This window comes from Pseudonocardia sp. GCM10023141 (assembly GCF_042653605.1).
Map to the genome: position 1 here is coordinate 57616 of NZ_JBHSIR010000065.1, position 18319 is coordinate 75934.

Sequence of the window (18319 nt, forward strand, 5' to 3'; positions counted from 1 at the left end):
AAGGCGGTCCATGTGGTCAGGGAGCAGAATACCTGGTGGTACCTGTCGATAGACGACACGGACGCGGTCGCTCGTGATGCCATCGTCGGGAACATCGTTTCTTTGGCGATCGATCGGCTCGGAAAGTCGACGATTGGGGAGGTGTTCCCAGGGCTCCCCGGGGATATCGTACTCGCCGTGCTCGACCTTCCGGTCCCCGCGAAGAATGCCCTTACTGTGAGTAGCTGCTTGTTGCGGGGGACTTGGCAGACCTTCCAGTCGAGAATCTGCTGGCCTTCCGCAATGCCGGTATTGGCACGGTCACCGCCATCTTTCAGCAGCTTGTGAAGCTCTCGACCTTGTTAACGCAGGCTTCGCCCCGGCAAGTGCGTCATCTGGGTTTGAGGTCGCTCATCCGAGCCTCTGGCTCGGGGATTTCCTGCAAGACGTAGTGATCTTGGCCAAATGGAATTACAGCCTCGGCCATGCGGACCGAGGCGTGTTGGCTGAGCTCCCGTTGGGCTCTCCGGAGTCCGTCGTGGCTGCCCGTAGGAGGTTGCTCGGGCTAAGCGCAGAGCAGGTCCTACCTTCGAGGAGCGCCAACGTCGCGGACGACCTGGAAGCCGCTGTCTATGCAATGAATGAGCGATACCGGACGATCCAGTTGAAGCGATCGTTCGCCTGGGGCCAAAGACTCTCGAGGAAGTCCGCTCGCGAGAGGACATGGACCAACTGGTCCACGAGACGATGGCCCGGTTCGGTGCCGTCGACGTCGTGGTGCCCTCCGCCGGTGGGAACGACCACGAGGCGCGGGACCTGGCGGTCCGAGGCCTTTTCCCCGAGCTCGACCTCTCCCGGGTAACCACCTTCGTCGGAGCAGCGGTCGCGGCGAAGCTGAACGTCGTGCGGACCGCGGCTACGTACCTGCGGGAACGGGGGAGGCGGCAGCGTCGTCTTCGTGACGTCGACGGGTGGACGCACCCTGACACCGGGTCAGACCGCGATGGCCACGTTCTCCGGAGGCTCGATCATGGCGACCAGGGCGCTGGCGATGGAGCTGGCTGTGGCCAGGATCCGGGTGAACTGCGTCTGCGTGACGATCGTCCGGGGCCCACCATCCTGGTTGGCGGCGTTCGACGCCAACCGAACCGTGAGCGACCGGCACCGGCGGCAGAGTACGAGAAGGTCGTCGAACGGAGCACGCTCGGGGTTGCCACGCCCGGCGGCGTCGGAGTCGTCGTGGTCTTCATCGCTTCCGATCGGTCCCGCCACCTCACCGGATCGGTCCGACACGACGAGCTGTCATCGAAGTGCCCTGTTCATACCCGTCAGCCCTGAGAGGTAGGGGCTCCGCTTGCCGTGCCAGCTGATGCGCAGGGTGTCACGGGCGCGGGTGGCGGCGACGAAGAGCAGAGAGCGGGCTTTGCGCTCCTCGCGCAGGTAGAGCTGCGGGTCCTCCACGCGGAAGCGCTCGATCGCCGCTGCGCGGGGGATGACGCCGGCTGATGCGCCGACGATCGCGAGGCGTTGGTACTCCAGGCCCTTGAACCGGTGCATGGTGCCGATGTGGATGTCGCCGTCTCCCTGGGGGCCTTCCTTGGTGAGTTCTGCTGAAGTGATCCCGTGGGCGGTGAGACGGCCCGCGACCTCGGTCACCTTGTCCCGCTCGGCGACGCAGATGGCGATGTTGCCGCGTGGGTCGCGGCGGACCTGGTCGCCGCCGGTGGCGATGTCTTCCCGCCACGCGGCGATGACGGCGACGAGGGCGTCGAGTTCGTCGGACCACGATTCGTAGCCAACGAGTTCGGGGGCCGGGCCTCGCAGCACGGATCGGTAGCCGTTGAGGGTGTCGGTGCCGTCGTCGAGGTCGTCATAGGCGACGGTGCCGGGGGCGACGATGCCGATGGCCCGGGCGAGGATCTCCCTCGTGGTGCGGTAGCTGAGGGTCAGCCGGGAGGATCGGCCGCGGATGTGGATGCCGACGGTGCCGAGGGTGACGCGGTTGTCGTAGATGCGTTGGTGTGTGTCGCCGGTGATGAACATGTCGTCGGGGGAGGGGGGGACCATGGCGCGGAGCATGGTCCAGTGGGCGGCACTGAGGTCCTGGGCTTCGTCGACGACGACATGGAGGTAGCGGTGGCGCCGGTAGCGGGTGCCGGAGCTCTCGCCATTGTGTTCACCGTTCTCGGTGATCATGGCGGCGCGTGCCGCTTCGTAGCGGGCGGCCCGCTCGGAGGCCTGTCCCCATGTCTCGACGCCGTCGCGGTCGAGGCGGGCCGTCAACTGCTCCAGCAGCTTCCACACCTGATTGCGTTCGGGGCGGGTGAGGGATCTGCCGCGGCCGGCTCGGCGGGCGTCGAAGTAGTCCTTGCGGCTGCCGAGTGACTGGCCGAGGACGACCTGGTCCCATTCCTCGAGGAGGAACTCGGCGGTCCAGCGCTGGTCGCCGATCTCGGCCAGCACCTGGCGCAGGATGCCGAGGGCCTGGACGTCGTCGATCCGGCGCCTGCGCGATCCGGGGCCGCCGTTCTCGCTGAGTACCCGCGCGGCGAGCTGGTCGATGTGCGCGATGTCGACGCGTGCGAGCTGGTCGGGTTCAAGGAGGAGCGATAGCCGGGCACGCAGGTCGGTGGTGAGGTTCTTGGTGAACGTCGTGAGCAGAATCGGCTTCGTGCTGCCCGGTTCCAGCTGTTCGACAAGGTGCTTGACGCGGTAGAGCGCCACGATGGTCTTGCCGGTGCCGGGGCCACCGGATACCCGTGCGGGCCCGTTGTAGCGGCGCTTGACGAGCGTGGACTGGGTGGGGTGCAAGAAGATCTTCCAGGCACCGAAGTCGCCGCCTTCGATGACCGCCCGGATGTCGTCGTCCACTGTCATCACGGTGGTGCGCGCCATGGCTGCGGTCAGATCTGTGGCGTCGGCGAGCTCCACCGCGACGGGAGCGGTGATCTCAGTCCGGACCTCCTCGACGCTCATGCCGGCGGCAATCCCGTAGAGGACGTCCTTGCTGAGCAGCGGGGCGTCGGCGACGAGCTGATCGAGCTCGGTGCTGTCGGCGACGGTCAGCGCGAGCTCGACCAGTGGCTCGGCCACCCCGAGCCCGCGCAGCTCGTCGGCGGTGACGCCGGCGAGCAACGGCACGACGGGCTCGGCCGGCGGCACGTGCTGGGTCGGGGTCTCGACGGTCTCCGGTTCGGTGGGGGTGAGGGTGACCCCGGCGCGGCGCAGGACGCTGTCCCCGACCACCGCGAGATCTACGAACTCGATCTCGCCGGTGACCCGGTTGACCGCGACCGTCAGCTCCTCGTAGACGTTCTTGCGGTCCCGTACGGCGATCACCAGCCAGCTCTGCGTGCCGCTGGCGTCGACGCCAGCGCGCACGAGCAACGCGCGGAACGAAGAATTGACCTTGGCCCGGAAGATATCTCGGTTGCCCTTGAGTGGCTTGAGGTCCAGGCCGGGGTGGTCCGGGTTGTTCCGGAAGTCGTGGCAGAAGTCGTAGAAGGCGCCCTTGACCGAGCGTTCGAGCTTGTAGATCTCCGCTTCGGCCTTGTGGTGGAGGCTCAGCCGGGCGGTCATCGGGCACCACTTTCTGCGTCGGGAAGCCGTTCGAGCAATGCATCGAGATGGTCGAGCCATTCGGTGGCGCTGCGGATGGTCCAGCCCGCCGCGCGGTAGGCCGCGTCGCGTCGCAGCGCCTCCTCGTCGTGCGCGCCGTTGCTGTTCCGCGCCCCGATCCGGAGATTTTCCGCAGGCCACCCGAAGTCGACCAGCCAACGGTTCTCTCCGAGTTCGTGGCCGAACACGGGGGCACGCTTGCCGTGTTCGGCGAGCACCCGTGCGAGTCGGATCATCGACTCCTCATCGTCGTCGAGCAGCGGCAGGATGTCCTCGTCCCACGCCGCGTCGCGGTTCTCGGCGGGTGCGGGTGCCACTGCCGGATCCACGACATTGGAGGCGGTCGCTCCGCGGCAGACCGCCAATGTCTCGACGGCGAACTGGGCGGCGCGGCTCGTGGCCAGCTGCACCCCGCCGCCGCCGGCGTGGTCGAGGAACTGCAGCAGGTTCGACCAGTACAACCACGCCCGCCAGGCCTGCGCGTGCGCGTCGGTGTCCAGGACGGCGTCACCGTCGTCGAGGACCGCGATCGCCGTCCAGGTCAGGTGCTCGGGAGTGGTTGCGTCGATCGCGTGCACCAGCGGGAGCCCCGACCCGTCGACGGTGCGCAGGACGTGGATCGGTCCGGGGCCACCGACGGGCGCCGGGTGCCCGGCCAGTGCGGCGCGCAGGGCCGTGCCCGCGCCGGTCCGGTCGACCCCGGACGCGACGACCGAGGCGCCGACGGTCAGCCCGGCCACCGCGGCGGACGCACGCCTCGCCCAGACCGTGGGGTCCGGTTCGCGCAGGTAGGCGAGCAGGGTGTCCATCGGGTTGACGAAAACGGCGTCGGCCAGGTGGGCGCGGGAGCCGCCGAACTGTTCGTAGGTCTCCTTGGCCCGCTGCTGGGCGAGCCCGAGGTAGGGCGGCCACACCGGCTCGGCGCGGGTGGTGCGTTTCTCGAACAGGTCGATGTCGTCCCAGGTGAGCTGAAAGACGGTGCGCCCTTCGGCGCGTAGCCGGGTGCGTTTCTCGGCGTCTTCGGCGATCCGGTTGCGGTCGCGCGAGGCGTGGTTCCGGCGGCCGTCGAGGTAGACGGTGACGGTGGCGGGCGGCCCGTCGACGCGCTGGAACGTGAAGTCGGTGACGGTGTGGCCGAGGTCCTGCTGGGCGGTGAGCCGCCAGCGCACCACCCCGTCGGGGTCGGTGAAACGCAGGTAGCCGCTCGACGCGCTGTCCTCGTCGAGTACGGCGTCGTCGTCGGTGGCGATCCGGTCGCGCAGGGCGGCGAGGAACCGGGCCTCCAGGTCGGACTCGACCTGCTTGTCGAGGCCGATCAGGCCGGTGTGGTCGAGCGTGGTGGTGGCCCAACCGTCGCTGAGGGAGTCGCCGTTCTCGTCGACCGGGCCCAGCAGGTCGCCGAGGATGTCGAGGGCTTCCCGGCGGGACACGATGTCCTGGTGGCGTTCCTCGGTGTGCCGGTGCAGGCAGCGGTGGCAGGCGCGTCGGCCTTCGCCCTGGCACGGGCAGGCGAGCAGTACCCGGCGGGCTTCGACGAGCGTGTCGCGGAATGCGTCGGGCTGCACGAGCCGGTGCAGGTACCCGGTGCCGCCGGGGAGCCGGTCGAACAGCACCAGGAAGTGCCGTTTCGCGCCGGTCGCCTTGTCCGGCATGGACGCCAGCGTGGTGTCGAGGTGCTGTGGATCGCCGCCGAAGTGCCGGTCGACGCCGAGGCGCAGCGCCGCCCGAAACGAGTGGATCTTCTCGTCGACGAGGACCGTGGCGGCGGGCAGCAACACACGCAGCGCCTCGGTGCGGAGCTGATGGGCGAGCAGCACCGGCTCCTGCACCACCGTGTCGGCTTTGGCTCCGCGCCGCAGCGGGCACCAGGGCTGGTGGTGTTTTGTCGTCGGGTTGCGGGCGGCGGAGGAGTCGACGGCGTCGGTGTCGTGGTCGAACACCGGCTTTCCGTCGGCGGTGGCCGCGCCGCAGCTCGTGCAGACGTGGAACGGGCTCAGCCGAACTGTCTGTCCGGCGAGGGCGTCCTGCGGTTTCTGGTCAAAGCGGGTCTGCCCGACGTTGATGCGTCGGATCACCGCGCTGCGGCAGAAGTCGACGCCGAACGTGGCCGTGGTGTGCCGCCAGGAGCCCTTCTCGATCTGCTCCAGCGGGATGTCGACGGCGTCGATCACGGTGTAGAAGCGCTGGTCACGGTCATCGCGCTCGTCGCCGATACGGGCGTCCTCGCGCTTGCCGCGGGAGGTGGCGACGGTGGGCTCCACCACCTGGTGCAGGCACGACCCGTCGTCGGCGATGCGGGAGCTGCCGCATCGCGGGCACGCGGTGCGGTCCTCGCGGGCGTTCTCGGTGCGGACGTGGCCGCAGTCCGGGCAGAACCGCCAGTGGCGCCATTCCGGCCTGTCGGCGGTGCCGATCTCCATGCCGGTGATCTCGTGCTTGAACCCGTTGACGTAGAACGTGTTGCCCGGCGCTAGTTCGGAGAGCGCGTAGCGCTGGGGCCTGTCGTAGGCGAACAGCTTCGAGGTGAAGCGCTCCCGGCCGCTGGCGGGGTCGGGACCGTCGGACCAGTAGAGGGTGGCGTTGAGGGTGGTCGCCGCGTCGCTGAGTGCGTAGTTGGGCAGCAGCCCGAGATCGCACAGCGCGCTCTGGGCGTCGGTGTCGCCGTGGCGGCCCAGCCGCTTGCCGACGGTGCGCCGCTCGGCGTCCAGCTCGGCCTTCTGCCGCGCCTGATCCGGATCGGAGTCGTGCAGCTCGCCGTGCGCGTCGTCGACCAGCCGGAGACGGGCCCGCAGGCCGTCCTCGATGTGTCGCCAAGCCTGCTCCGCGTCCTCGACGGCGCCGCGCAGGCCGCTCGTCGCGTAGTCGCGCAGGTCGTCGGCAGCCGAGGGGTTGACGCCGGTCGGGAACAGGGCCAGAAATGCCGTGACCAGCGCTTCTCCGTCCGCGATGGCGGCGTCCACGAGGTCGGCCAGGTAGCCGGACGGGCCGAACAGGGCGGGGGCCTTGGGGGGGAGCGCAGCGAGTGGACGCCCGTCCGGTCGGATGAGGCGACCGCCGGCTGCGAGGTCGAGCAGGTGCGCGAGGTACTGGCGGCGCAGGATCTCCACGGCCGACAGGTAGCAGCCCGGCGGCACGATCAGCCCGGCGATCATCTCGAGCGGCTCGTCGAGGAAGTACTGGTCGCGGCGGCTGCGGTCGGGGATGGTGAGCAGGAACGCGTTGCCGGTGCGCCGCCCGGCCCGGCCGACCTGCTGCGCGTAGTTGGCGGGCCGCCGGGGCAGGGCGGCCAGCACCACGGCTGACAGGTCGCCGATGTCGATGCCCATCTCCAGCGTCGGGGTGCACGACAGGACGTTGGGGTCGCTGAATCCCTTGCCGTCCTTGAACGCCGCCTCCACCCGTTCGCGCTGCGGGCGGGTCAGAAGTCCGGTGTGTTCGGCGGTGACGATCTGGTAGGTCCCCGCTCGGCGGTAGAGGCGCCGGTAGTAGTCGGAGCGGTAGTCGCGGTCGCGGTGGTGCATCCCGAGAGCCGCGGGACGCGTTCCCGCCACCAGCCGGCCGGTGTGGCAGCGGTAGGACGGGCAGGGCTGGCCGTGCCACTGCGCGTGCAGGTCCGGGTGCACCGTCTGTTCCCACGCGCACACCGGACAGCGCACGAACGCCGCGTTCACGCCCTCGTCGGTGAGCAACCTGACGTCGACGTGGCCTGGTTGCAGGCCGTAGATCCGCACAGAGGTGTCGTTGGGGGTGCGGGTGGCCACGAGTCCCGCCGCCGCCAGTTCGGGCAGCAGCCGGTTCCACAGCTCCGGGGACTGCTCGCGGGTGATCGCCAGGCAGCGCTGCGCCCACCGCTCGTACCAGGTCAACCGGCCGGCGGCGACGTCGAACTCGCTGCCCTTCTTCGGCTGGGCCAGCAGGAACCGCGGCGCGCCCACCCCCTTGGGGAAGGCCTTCATGCCCAGCGGTCGGCCGCCCCATATCTGGTAGCGGCTGGTCCCGGCCTCGGTGAGGTAGCCGCTGAGCCACCGGTGGTTCAGCGCGCCGCGGGTGCGCAGCCGCTCCAACAGGACGCGGAGGAACGCGAGGTAGCGCGCGTCGTCCTGGGCTGCGGGTGCGACGCCGCTGAGCTCCAGGTGCACGGACCGGACGATCGCGATCGCGGCGTCGGGATCGGGGATGCGCACCTGCGCGGCCGCCGTGCGGGTCAGCTCGAGGGTGCGCCCGTTGCGGGAGCGGAACCCGAACTCCATCAGCGTCTCGAACGCGAGCCGCTCCCCGATGAGCTGCCAGGTCTTGAGTGAATCGCCGCGCTTGTCGCCCGAGAGCAAGCGGGGGACACCGCGGTGGTCGTGCAGATCGGCCGGTACCACTGCCGCCAGCGTGCGCGGGTCGGTCGTGGCCGCGACGACGTCGGCGATCAAATCGTTGAGTGCGGTGGGGCCGTCCTCGACGAGGTGGTTGGTGAGCAGCGCGCGCAGTGAGAACGTGTACGAGCGGCTGGCGACGAACCCGGCCCGGTGCGCAGCGTCCTGCACCGAGTCGTTGAACATCAACGTCTTGTCCTCGTCGATGTCCTCGTCCAGCTCGCCGCCGGTGAACAGCTGTGTGATCGACGCCGAGGCCATGGCGGCGGCGCCGGTGCCGAGGTAGCGGATGGCGTTGCGTTCCCCGCACGCCGGGCACCAGTCCTCGGCCGCCGCGGTGTTGGCGTTGTCGCCCAGGGTGGCCAACACGAACGCGGCGTCGCGCGCGGTGAGGCGGGGCTCGTGGGTCTCAGTGTCGTAGTCTCCACGCGGGTTAGGGAGCCGCAGCCGGTAGTCGGGGCCGTCGAGCACCATCAGCACGCCGCCGCCCGTGTGGCCGAGCGCTGCCCCGGCGACGGCCATCGGCGCGACGCCAGAGCCCTCGCGGGCCTCGCGGTCGGTGGCCGCGATGAGGTTGCGGACGCGCACCTTGTCCTGGCTCGTCGACGCCCGCCGGATGCGGTGGGTCTCGAACTGCACGGCCTGGTCGTCGCTCTCCGGGGAGAACACTGCCCACCCCGAGCGACCGCAGTCGCGGCAATACACCGCGGGCAGGAACAGGTTGGCGCTCTGGCCGGACGTCACGACGGTCAGCGGCGCGTTGCGGGCGTGGAAGGCGCCCGACCCGTCGGTGACGCCCGGGGTGTCCCAGCGGAACTCCGCGCGCGGCCACGGCAGCACGCCGCGGACCAGCCGGGAGACCGACCGCGCCCACTGGTGCACCTCGACGTGCACGAATGGGCTCGGCAGACCGCCGGTCGCCCCGGGCACGCGCGCGATCGACAGCAACGCGACGACCCGGGCGAGCGCGACGGCCGCCACCTCGGGCTGATGCGTGATCGTCTGCGCCCAGGTCGGTGCGCCGGAGCGCCACAGCAGATCGAGGACCTCGCCGCTCGTGCGGACTCGACCATCGAGCGCCTTCATCACCGCGTAGGTGAGCGAGTGCCGGGCCAGGTTCTCCGCCAGGACGAACGGGTCAGGATCGCGCGTGCCGGTGACGGCCTCGACGAGGTCGGCCAGTGCCCCGGCGTCTGTCGTGGGATCGGGCAGCGCGGCGAGCTGGTCGGGAGACGGCACCGGCAGCATCGGATTCCACGCCGTGGGCGGCAGGAACTCCTCCACGGACTGCCGGTTCTCACCGATCACCGCATCGTCGGTGAACGGGGTGCCGAAGACGTCGGTGGCCACCTCGAGCAGGCTGCGCCGGCCGTCGGAGTCGGTGCCTGAGCCCAGGGTGGCCGAGGTGGCGACCGGGCACATCGGGCCCAGCGGCCGACCCTCCTCGGGCGTGCCGACCGCGGCGGCGAGGCGGCGCAGCAGCATCGCCACGTCGGTGCCCTGCGCGCCGTCGTAGGTGTGGAACTCGTCGACGACGATGTAGCGGATGTTGGCGTCGGCCCACAGCTCGCGATCGGCCGAGCGCTGCAACAGGAGGTCGAGCATCTTATAGTTGGTGATCAGGATGTCGGGTGGGGTGACCCGCATATCGGAGCGGTCGGTGAACACTTTCTCGTAGCGGGTGGCGGCCCGGTCACCGATGTAGAGCCCACCCTGTAGACGCTGCAGCGCGGGTTCCCCGACGAGCAGGCCGTTGATGCGCTGCGCCTGGTCGGTGGCCAGCGCGTTCATCGGGTAGAGGAACACCGCCTTCACGCCCTGGTGCCCAGCGGCCCGTTCCCGCGCGCAGTGGTCGAGCACGGGGTAGAGGAACGCCTCGGTCTTGCCCGACCCGGTGCCGGTGGTAACGAGCGTGGGCTGCGGAGTACGTCCGCCCGCGGAGCTCAGACGCGCGAACGCCGCGGCCTGGTGGGCGTAGGGCGCGAAGCCGTCGCGCCGCCAGTCCAGCAGCTCCCGCCAGCTCTCGTCGTCCGCGGTGAACGGGGTGCGGATGCGCAAGAACGGGCCCCGGAACATGCCGGCGTCCTCGTTGCCCAGGAAGCGGTGCAGCGACTCCCGCGCGCCCTCGTCGGACAGGGCGTATGTGGTGGAGAGGTACTGCAACAGGCTCTCCTTCAGCCCCCGGGCTTCGAGCGTCGGTCTCACGGGTGGGGCACCTCCTGCGTAATCGGGTCCCACTCACCGCGGGCGACGGCGGCGTCGAGCCGGGCCTGGAAGACGGCGTGCGCCTCCCGCATCTCCCGCTCGCGGTCGGCCTTGTGGAAGGGAGCGGTGTAGCCCTCAGGCGGGGAAGCGGAGTTGGGGTCCGCAAGGTGGGCCTGGAACTGCGCCCATGACTGCTTGGTCTGGAGCTGCCCAATGGTGCGCGCGTTCCCGGCGAGCTTCCAACCGTCAACGTCGAACCACGTGACGGCCTCGTACTTCTGGAGTACCGGGAACCGGCCCTTGTAGGCGGCGATGAGGGCCTCGGCGTCCATACCGAGCCAGACTGCGACCAACGCATCGATCTCGACCAACGCGGAGCGCCTGGCCCGCTCGGAGCGAAGCGGCGTATCGGGTCGCCAGGACGGGCCTACATCGTGGAGCGGTTGTAGGCCGGGCCATTCGAGGGCCCAGCCTTCGTAACCCGGCCATGTGTGGTCGTAGAGCTCGGCCCACAGCCGTGAGTAGGCGGTGGTAAGACAGTTCAGACGCAGGGTGCGGATGAGAAGCGCCGACTCCAATGGATGCCCTGCAGATACTGCAGGCAGGCCGTTTGCACGCCCCACATCGAGGTGGCCCGTGCCTGTCGCGCGAAGCAGGTAGTCCATCGGCAGGCCGGCACATAGCCCAGCCATCAACGCGGTGGTCCGGTTATTCGAGATCCACGCACTGCGGACCCCGTGGGTATGGGCTGGTCCTGGGGGAAGGAGAGCTGGGTAGAAGCTGCGTTCGGTGTTGGGTGCGATCATTTCTCGCCAAGCAATCCGGTGGAAGCTCGAGTAACGCCGTCGGGCGCGATTAATGAGCAGGGCGTCAATCCTGCTTGGGTCGACTTGCGATTCAGGGATGCCATCTGCTTCGGCGATCCGCTGCCGAGCGCGCACCAGCGCTCTCTTATCGTTCCGTAGCCGGGCAAGGGTCCGGTGGTCGATCCAGCGGTCTTGCGCCGCGATGTAGGCGGCTGACCGATCGGGTGGACGCACGTACTCCGTGTCGGGCACAAAGTCAGGTGGGAGATCGGCCAGATTCGTTCCGTAAGGATCGTTGCTGTTGGCGTCATGTCGCTTAAATATCGGAGTTGCCACGCTGAGCTGCGTGCCTTTGAGGACTACCCGACGCCACGAATCGGGCTGGTACTCGCGGCGGCTCGCCGCATCTAAGCGATTGTAGTCGATGAGGTCAGCCTTCTTTGCTCCGCTTTCGTGATAACCGGAGCTGATTTGCGGCGCAAAAACGCTTAAGCGCACGGGATAGTTCGCGAGAGCCTCGATGGCGGCTGCCTCGGCGGTGCTGACCGGGAACAACAGTCGGGCCTGGTCGATAGGGACGTCCGTCTCGCCGAGAAGGCGCTGCCAGACCGCAAGCAGATCCGGGTTGACTCGAACAACCCGCTTCTTGTGGGGGCGCTCATCAAACTCTGCGTTGAGGTACCGGATCCCCGGTACCTCGCTCGATCCGTCGTCATCAGCTGAGTAGCGAAAAGCGTCGACGGAGACGAGCCACGATAGGTGTTCGAAGTCGATATCGGACGGCTGTTTGTAGATGTGCACACCGAAGTGTGCAGTGTGTCCGACTGGCTCGGGGAAGAAGCGTTGCCCGGAGTTGACGAAGTCCCCATGGATTCGGAGTCGTCGGTAGGCCGCGGCCCGAAGCCGGCCTTCCTTGTCGCCGGTGAAGTGGGTGTCGGGGTGGACGAGCCCGACTGTGCCGACAGAAGCGGAATGGTCCCACGTCTGGCACATGAACGCCCGGTATAGGTCAGGTTGGGTGCCGGCTAGCAGCGGGTAGATCTGCGGCGATCCGAGGAGCGCGACCTGTGCGCTCGTGCTCGTCTGTTCCCCGAGGACGTAGGCGAGCACCGCGGGTGAAGCCAACAGTTCCTCACGTCGCTGGACCTTGTTGGTGGTGGAGGCCTTGTCCTCCAGTTCGAACCACGGCTCGTGTTCGGCGAGGACTGCGTCCTCGTTCCAGCGCGGCCGCACCCAGGGCGGGTTGCCCACCTGCAGGTCGAAGCCTCCGGACTCGGTGAAGACACGGGCGAACTCCAACTCCCAGTGCAGGAAGCCTTGAGCGTCAGCGATCTCGCGCACCTCGTGCAGCCACGGGAAGCGCTGTTCCGGGTCTCCGACGTCCATGCCCATCCAGCCGGGGAGCTGGTCCTCGTAGTCTGTGAGCTGGTCCAGGGTCTCGAATTGGTCGATCAGGCTGTCCTTCCCAGGCACGTCGTCGGTGCCGAGCATCGACTCCAGGAAGTCGAGCCAGTCGTCCAGTTCGACCAGCGGGATCACCGCACGGCGGACCGGCCGGACCTTCTTCGGCTTCGAGAGCGGGCGTGCGCGCTCGGTCTCGACCACGACGTGCTGGGCGTCGGCCAGGCTGAGCTGCTCGCCGGTCACCGTGAACAGCGCGGGCACCTCGTGCACGATCTCCTGCTCCGGCGCCGCCTGGGTGAGGAGCGCACGCAGGGCGGCGGGGCTCTGCTCGATGGGGCGGTCGGTGTAAGCGGAGTCGGTTCCGTCGAGCAGGCCGGTGCTCCCGACCGGCCAGAACCACAGCGCGCACCAGGCGTCCATCACCTTCTTGAGCCGCCAGTAGGGAGCGTCTACGGCGTGGAAGAGATCGGCGAACACCTGCTCCTTGGCTACCGGCTCCTGCGACCGCTGCAGGAAGGCGAACTCGGGGTCGGCGGGGTCAGCACCCCAGACCGGGATGCGCCGGGCGATCGCGCCTTCGGAGATCTCCATGCGTCGGGCCACGAGCTTCCACAGGTACTCGACGCGCCGCGCGGCGCCCCTCAGTCGGTCGTACTGCTTCTTCGTCGGGCGCTGCAGGAAGCCCTTCTTCCATGAGGCGAGCGCCTTGACCGGTACCTCTGCGAGCTTCTTGGCCTCCGCGGACCCGGCCACGGCGGCCCAGCCGGGGCTGGGAAGCAGGAACTGGTGCACCGCGCCGTCCGGGAGCGCCGTCGGGAACGGCAACGGGGTCGGGGCGAGGCCGCCTTTCGCCTTCAGCCACTCCTTCGCCGGCGGAAGGAGGTCCTTGCCCGAGTACACGGCGCGCCGGCCGCCGATCAATGAGTTACCGCGCCGCAGGTGCAGCCCGAACCACGGGGCCTGCATGCCGGGGTGCATGGTGTTGAGCCACAGCGAGACCTCCGCCAGCTCGACGCCGGTGGCGTTGAGGTCCACGCCGTACGCGTTATGCAGGGCGATGTAGGCCTTCACCCGCTGCTTCTCCGTCAACGCGTCGGCCGCGGTGATGGAGATGCCGAGCTCGTCCTGGCGTCGGCGCAGATACTCCTCGGCCACCTGGTTGATCGCCTCGTTGAGGAACGCCCCGGAGCCCAGCGCCGGCTCGCAGATCGTGTAGTGCAGCAGCTCCGCCGCGCGGGTCCGGACCGGCTTGCCGTCCGGGCCGGTCTCCTGGTCGAGGCGGTGCTTGAGGGTGAGCTCGACGGTGACCTTCGTCAGCGACTCGGGCGTGTAGTAGGACGCGGAGGTCTCCCGATCCCGCCCAGCTAAGCGGTATACAAAGGTGCCGGGCCGGTAGCGCTTGGGCCCGCGCAGGCCGCGCTGGATGTCGTGCTGGTTGTAGGTGACCAGCGTGTTCTCCGGGTAATCGCTCTGCCGGTGCGCGGGGATCAGCCACGAGCCCTTCTCCGGCTCGCCGCGCTTCGCGACTTCGCACAACTCCTCGGCGGCGATGATACCGGTGTAGGACATAAGGCCCTCGTACACCGCACCGAGCTGGTTGATACCCAGGTTGCGGTAGGAGATGAATCCGCCGCGCTCGCTGCGCCGCGCCCCCTTCTTCTTCGTCAGCAGGCGCAGCACCTCGTGCAGCGCAGCGTTGCGCAGCCGCAGGTCGAGCGGGTGGTCACCGACGTCGACACCGGTGCCGATCAGCCGGATCGACTTCGGCTCGAACAGCTCGCTGCGCAGCGGCTCGAAGCGAAGGCCGCGGTCCTCGCCGGGGAGGGCGTCGTCCTCGGAGCCGTCGTCCAGGTACCGGTGACCCTCGTTGACCTTCCGGAACAGCAGATTGAGGGACTCGAACAGGTGGAACCCGTTGCGGGCCTCCTCCTCGACGAGCTGTTCGTCGCGCTCCACCAGGTCACGTAGGCGGGCGACCGAGTAGCCGGCCTCGTAAGAGGCATCGTCGGAGGGCAAGATCCCCAGCTCGGGGCGGGCCTCGGCGTAAAGGAGAAACAGCACGCGATAGAGGTAGCGTAGCGTCTCGCGGGTCAGCTCGCGGGCGAACGGCATCCGCCGGTTCTCGATCGCGGCCGGCTCCACACCGGCGGCGTCGAGCCGGGCCAATACCTCGTTCGCGATGATCTCTACCGAGCGTTGCAGGCCGTCACGTAGCTCGCCGGTCACGCCCACGGCGTTGTTGGTCGACGCGTGCAGCAATGTGTCGATCAGCGGGCCCTTGCCGTCCTTGCGCGGCGCCAGCAGGTCGTGGCTGAACAGCGCGGCGATCGTGGCCAGCTCGCCGAGCTGCCTGCGGTCGTTGCGTTCCAGGGCGGTGTCAAGGTTGGCGGCGAGGAAACGGCCCTCGGCCCAGGACTGGCGGTCGGCGAGCATTACCACCCCGCCGCACAGCAGCAGCACGAAGCGCGGTGGGTCGCCGCCGGGCGCACCGAGCTCGCTCCCGAACAGCCAGCTCGCCAGCGCCGCGCCCGTCTCGTACGACTCGCTCGCGCTCACCCGCAGCGGGTGCAGCAGCCTCCCCGGGCCGCCCGCGTCGAGCACCGAGTCGGTGAGTGACGCCCATCCGCAGTCGAGCGCCACGATGCCCTCGCCGTGCCACGCGACCTCGACGAGGTGTTCGCGACCCGCGCGGTGCACCGACAGCTGCTGGGAACCGTCGGCGAAACCCAGCGCGCGGAGCACGCGGCGATGCCACTCCGTCAGCGTCTTGATCCAGCCCGGCGTGCCGTGGGTGTGGACGCGTGCGTCGTCCCCGGCGTCGGCATCACGCGCCGTGGACTCCGCGAAGAACGTGCGGACTTCCGACTTGAGGTACTCGCCACGCAGTTTGCGCACGCTCTCCCGGGGCGTCTCGGCCATGTGCCGGTCGTCGCCCTCGCGCATGGCCCAGGTGTCGAACAGGCCCTTCGCCAGGTCGGTGCGCATCTGCTCGGCGAAGTAGTGCGCGGCCAGGTACTCACCGCGGTTGGTGAACGAGTCGAACTCGGCGCTCATCGGAGGGGCTCCAGTACGGCCAGCAGCCGGAGCATGGGGGCGCCGGACGTGCGCAGTGATTCGACGAGGGCATGGCGCCGCTCGGCCGTGCGGTTGACCGTCTCGGCGTCGGCCCCGAACAGTGCCGCCTGCCGCCACACCTGCACCCGCTCCTCGTAGGGCTTCAGCACCTGCTCGACGCGCGCGGCGTACTCACCCTCCTGCTCGGCCAGATGTTGTCGGGCCACCTCGATCGCGCGTGGCACAAGCCTTTGGAGAATTTCGGCGGCGTGGGGTCGAGCGCGTCCGGGCATCTCCGGGTCCATCCCGCAGCGACGCAGGAACGCCGCGTCCATCGGCTCGACCTGCGGGTGGTCCGGCAGCCCGCGCACGGCCATCCACTCGACGACGGTCGGGCGTCCCACCGCGTTGGAACAGATGCCCTGCACGAGAAACACCGGGGCGTCGACGTCGGCGGCCAGCACGAACGCCTCGTCGTGACGGATCGAGGCGAGCGCCTTGTCGGTGATCCAGTCGAGCACCGGATGCACGGGGGAGACGTAGCAGACGTTGGGCCACTGTGTCTTCGAAGAGTCGCGAGCGGCCTGCAGCCGCTTGTCGGCCAGTTGCTTCGAGAACGTCATCACCAGTCGCCTCAGGATGCCCTGCTCCTGCAGGTAGGAGCGCGGCAGCGACCGGAAGCGGTAGGCCAGGTCGGGCGGCGGGACGAAGGCGATGGTGCCGTCGTCGTCGCGGCGCAGCGACAGCTCGTCCTCGGGGCCGGTCGGGCAGATCTGGCGCAGGGCCTCGTCGAAGTACTCGGCGGTGGAGTCGAACAGCGACGGCACGTCGGCCATGGCCACGTCGGCATCGACCGGCCCGGCGCTGACGGTGCCCAGCAGGTCGGCCAGCAGCCCGGATCCGGGTGTGCGGTCCAGGGACGCCTCCACCGTGCGTCCGATGATCAGGTCGCGGGTGAGGCGGCCGTCCTCCTCCTTGGGCCGGTAGAGACCGGTGACGGCTTCGGCCGAGCCCTCGATGCGGTGCGCCTCCTCCTCCCGGGCCAGCAGCTTCGCACCGACGAGACGGTCGTCGAACGGCCGTGGCTCGCCGTCCGGGCCGGGAATCTCGACGTCGCTGGTCATCAGGATCGCGCGGAACTCCGGTGAGGTGTGCTGCCCGTAGCGGTCGATGCGACCGTTGCGTTGCTCGATGCGTATCAGCGACCACGGCAGGTCGTAGTGCACGAGCTGGTGACACTGGTTGTGCAGGTTGACGCCCTCGGACGCGACATCGCCGGTGAACAGGATGCGGATGGGGTGCTCGCGCAGGCCGAAGTCGCTGATCGTCTTCTTCTGGTCGTCGACGGTGGTGGCGTCGCCGTGCATGAGCTCGACGGCGCCGCCGTACTGCTTCCACGGCTTCTTCTCGTCGATCGCGGCCTTCGCCGGGAAGCCCAACCGTTGCGGCACCACATCCGCGAGCCACGTCAGCGTGGGGATGCGCTCGGAAAACACCACCACCCGGGTATCCGAGTCCGGCCCCACCCCCAGCTTCTGGAGAACCTCCACGAGGGCTTCTAGCTTGGCCGAACCGTCGATCCGTTGCGCGAGGGTCTGGAGGTCGGTCAGGGCGGCCCGCTCGCGGCTCGGCCCGGCCTTCTCGGTGGTGGTGAGCCGTGTGGCGATCGTCGCCAGTAGCGCCTTGTGCGAGGACAGGAACGACTTGAACAGCGTCCACGAGAACAGCGCGCGGTCGTTGACCGACTTCTCCGGCGTGATCCAGCGGGTGGCGAGCTCCTGCAGAACCGCGCGCTCGGCGGCCGACGCCGCGGCCGGCACTGGCAGCGACGGGCCACGATCGGCCCATGACCCCTTGAGCGAGTCGCGCACCTCCGGCGAGGTCTTGGTCCGCCGGATGTACAAATGCTCCAAATTCTTCACGTCGTACTGCTTCGGATCCGCGATCGCCGCCTCGTCGAGCATCGTGATCAGCTCGGCGAACGACTCCGCGTCCCCGTTGTGCGGGGTGGCGGAGGCGAGGATCAGGGCGTCGGTGTGACGGGCCAGCGTCCGGGCGAGCGTGTTGTTGCGGGTGCCGGCGTTCACGAGGTTGTGCGACTCGTCGATGACGACGGCGTCCCAGTCCGTGCTGCCGAGATGGTGGGCGTAGGTCTCGCTCTTGAGCGTGTCCACGGAGATGATCGCCCGCTTGAAGTAGGCGAAGGGGTTGCGGCCGGCGGGGATCTCCTGCTGCAGGCGCTGGATGCCGGTGGAGTCAAGGCGCACCAGGGGGATGGAGAACCTCGTCCACAGTTCGCGCTGGAACTGCTCCAGCACATGCGCGGGGGAGACCACGAGAATGCGCTCCCCGCGACCGCGCCGGATCAGCTCGGCCAACAACAACCCGATCTCGAGGGTCTTGCCCAGCCCGACCACGTCGGCGATGAGGATGCGGGGCTGCGGATTGCGCATCGAGAGGGCGAGCTCCGCCGGGCGGAGCTGATGGGTCTGGCTGTCCATCAGGAAGCTTTCCGACAGCGCTAGGCCGTGCTCGGTCTGGGGAAGGGCGGTCTTGCGGATCACGGCTTCGAGGTAGAGGCGCGCGCGGCGGTGGTGGGCGGAGTCGTCGCCGACGAGGCGGGTGCGGCTCGGGTCGAGCACCTCGACGTGGTCGATCTTCGTGTAGAAGACCGCTTCGGTGTCGCGGACGAACGACGAGACACCATAGACCTCCAGCATCCACCCGTCGTACCGCGTGGCGACGACCTTCTTGACCAGCCACTGCTCGTCGCGGACCCGGACCTGGGCGCCGGGAGCGAACCCGGTCGTGGCCTCCGGCGTCGCGCCCCCGTCCGTCCCCCCACTCACGTGATGCTCCATTCGTCGAATCTGGGCACGGTACCGATCT

Annotated in this window: 5 protein-coding genes; 1 reads left to right on the forward strand and 4 read right to left on the reverse strand. The window is 69.0% G+C overall.

The window, feature by feature from the left end:
* Positions 1-937: 937 nt before the first annotated feature.
* Positions 938-1324 (forward strand): SDR family oxidoreductase, encoded by a 387-nt coding sequence (locus ACFPFQ_RS36850; RefSeq protein WP_379627384.1) that lies wholly within the window; start codon positions 938-940, stop codon positions 1322-1324.
* Here the strand turns inward: ACFPFQ_RS36850 and ACFPFQ_RS36855 are convergent.
* From ACFPFQ_RS36855 to ACFPFQ_RS36870, 4 genes are read right to left on the reverse strand one after another with little or no spacing between them, the layout of a single operon-like run.
* Entirely contained in the window at positions 1282-3558 is a 2277-nt protein-coding gene (locus tag ACFPFQ_RS36855) for a UvrD-helicase domain-containing protein (protein WP_379627386.1), read from the reverse strand. The two genes, ACFPFQ_RS36850 and ACFPFQ_RS36855, sit on opposite strands and share 43 nt — an antisense overlap.
* The gene (locus ACFPFQ_RS36860; protein WP_379627388.1) at positions 3555-10166 is read right to left on the reverse strand and encodes a DEAD/DEAH box helicase; all 6612 of its coding nucleotides are present in this window, start codon (positions 10164-10166) and stop codon (positions 3555-3557) included. The genes ACFPFQ_RS36855 and ACFPFQ_RS36860 overlap by 4 nt, the downstream gene beginning before the upstream one ends.
* Positions 10163-15430 (reverse strand): class I SAM-dependent DNA methyltransferase, encoded by a 5268-nt coding sequence (locus ACFPFQ_RS36865; RefSeq protein WP_379627390.1) that lies wholly within the window; start codon positions 15428-15430, stop codon positions 10163-10165. The genes ACFPFQ_RS36860 and ACFPFQ_RS36865 overlap by 4 nt, the downstream gene beginning before the upstream one ends.
* Positions 15427-18279: an SNF2-related protein gene (locus ACFPFQ_RS36870; RefSeq protein ID WP_379627392.1), complete on the reverse strand. Its 2853-nt coding sequence runs from the start codon at positions 18277-18279 to the stop codon at positions 15427-15429. Before ACFPFQ_RS36870 ends, ACFPFQ_RS36865 begins: the two co-directional genes overlap by 4 nt.
* Between the last annotated feature and the right edge of the window lie 40 nt (positions 18280-18319).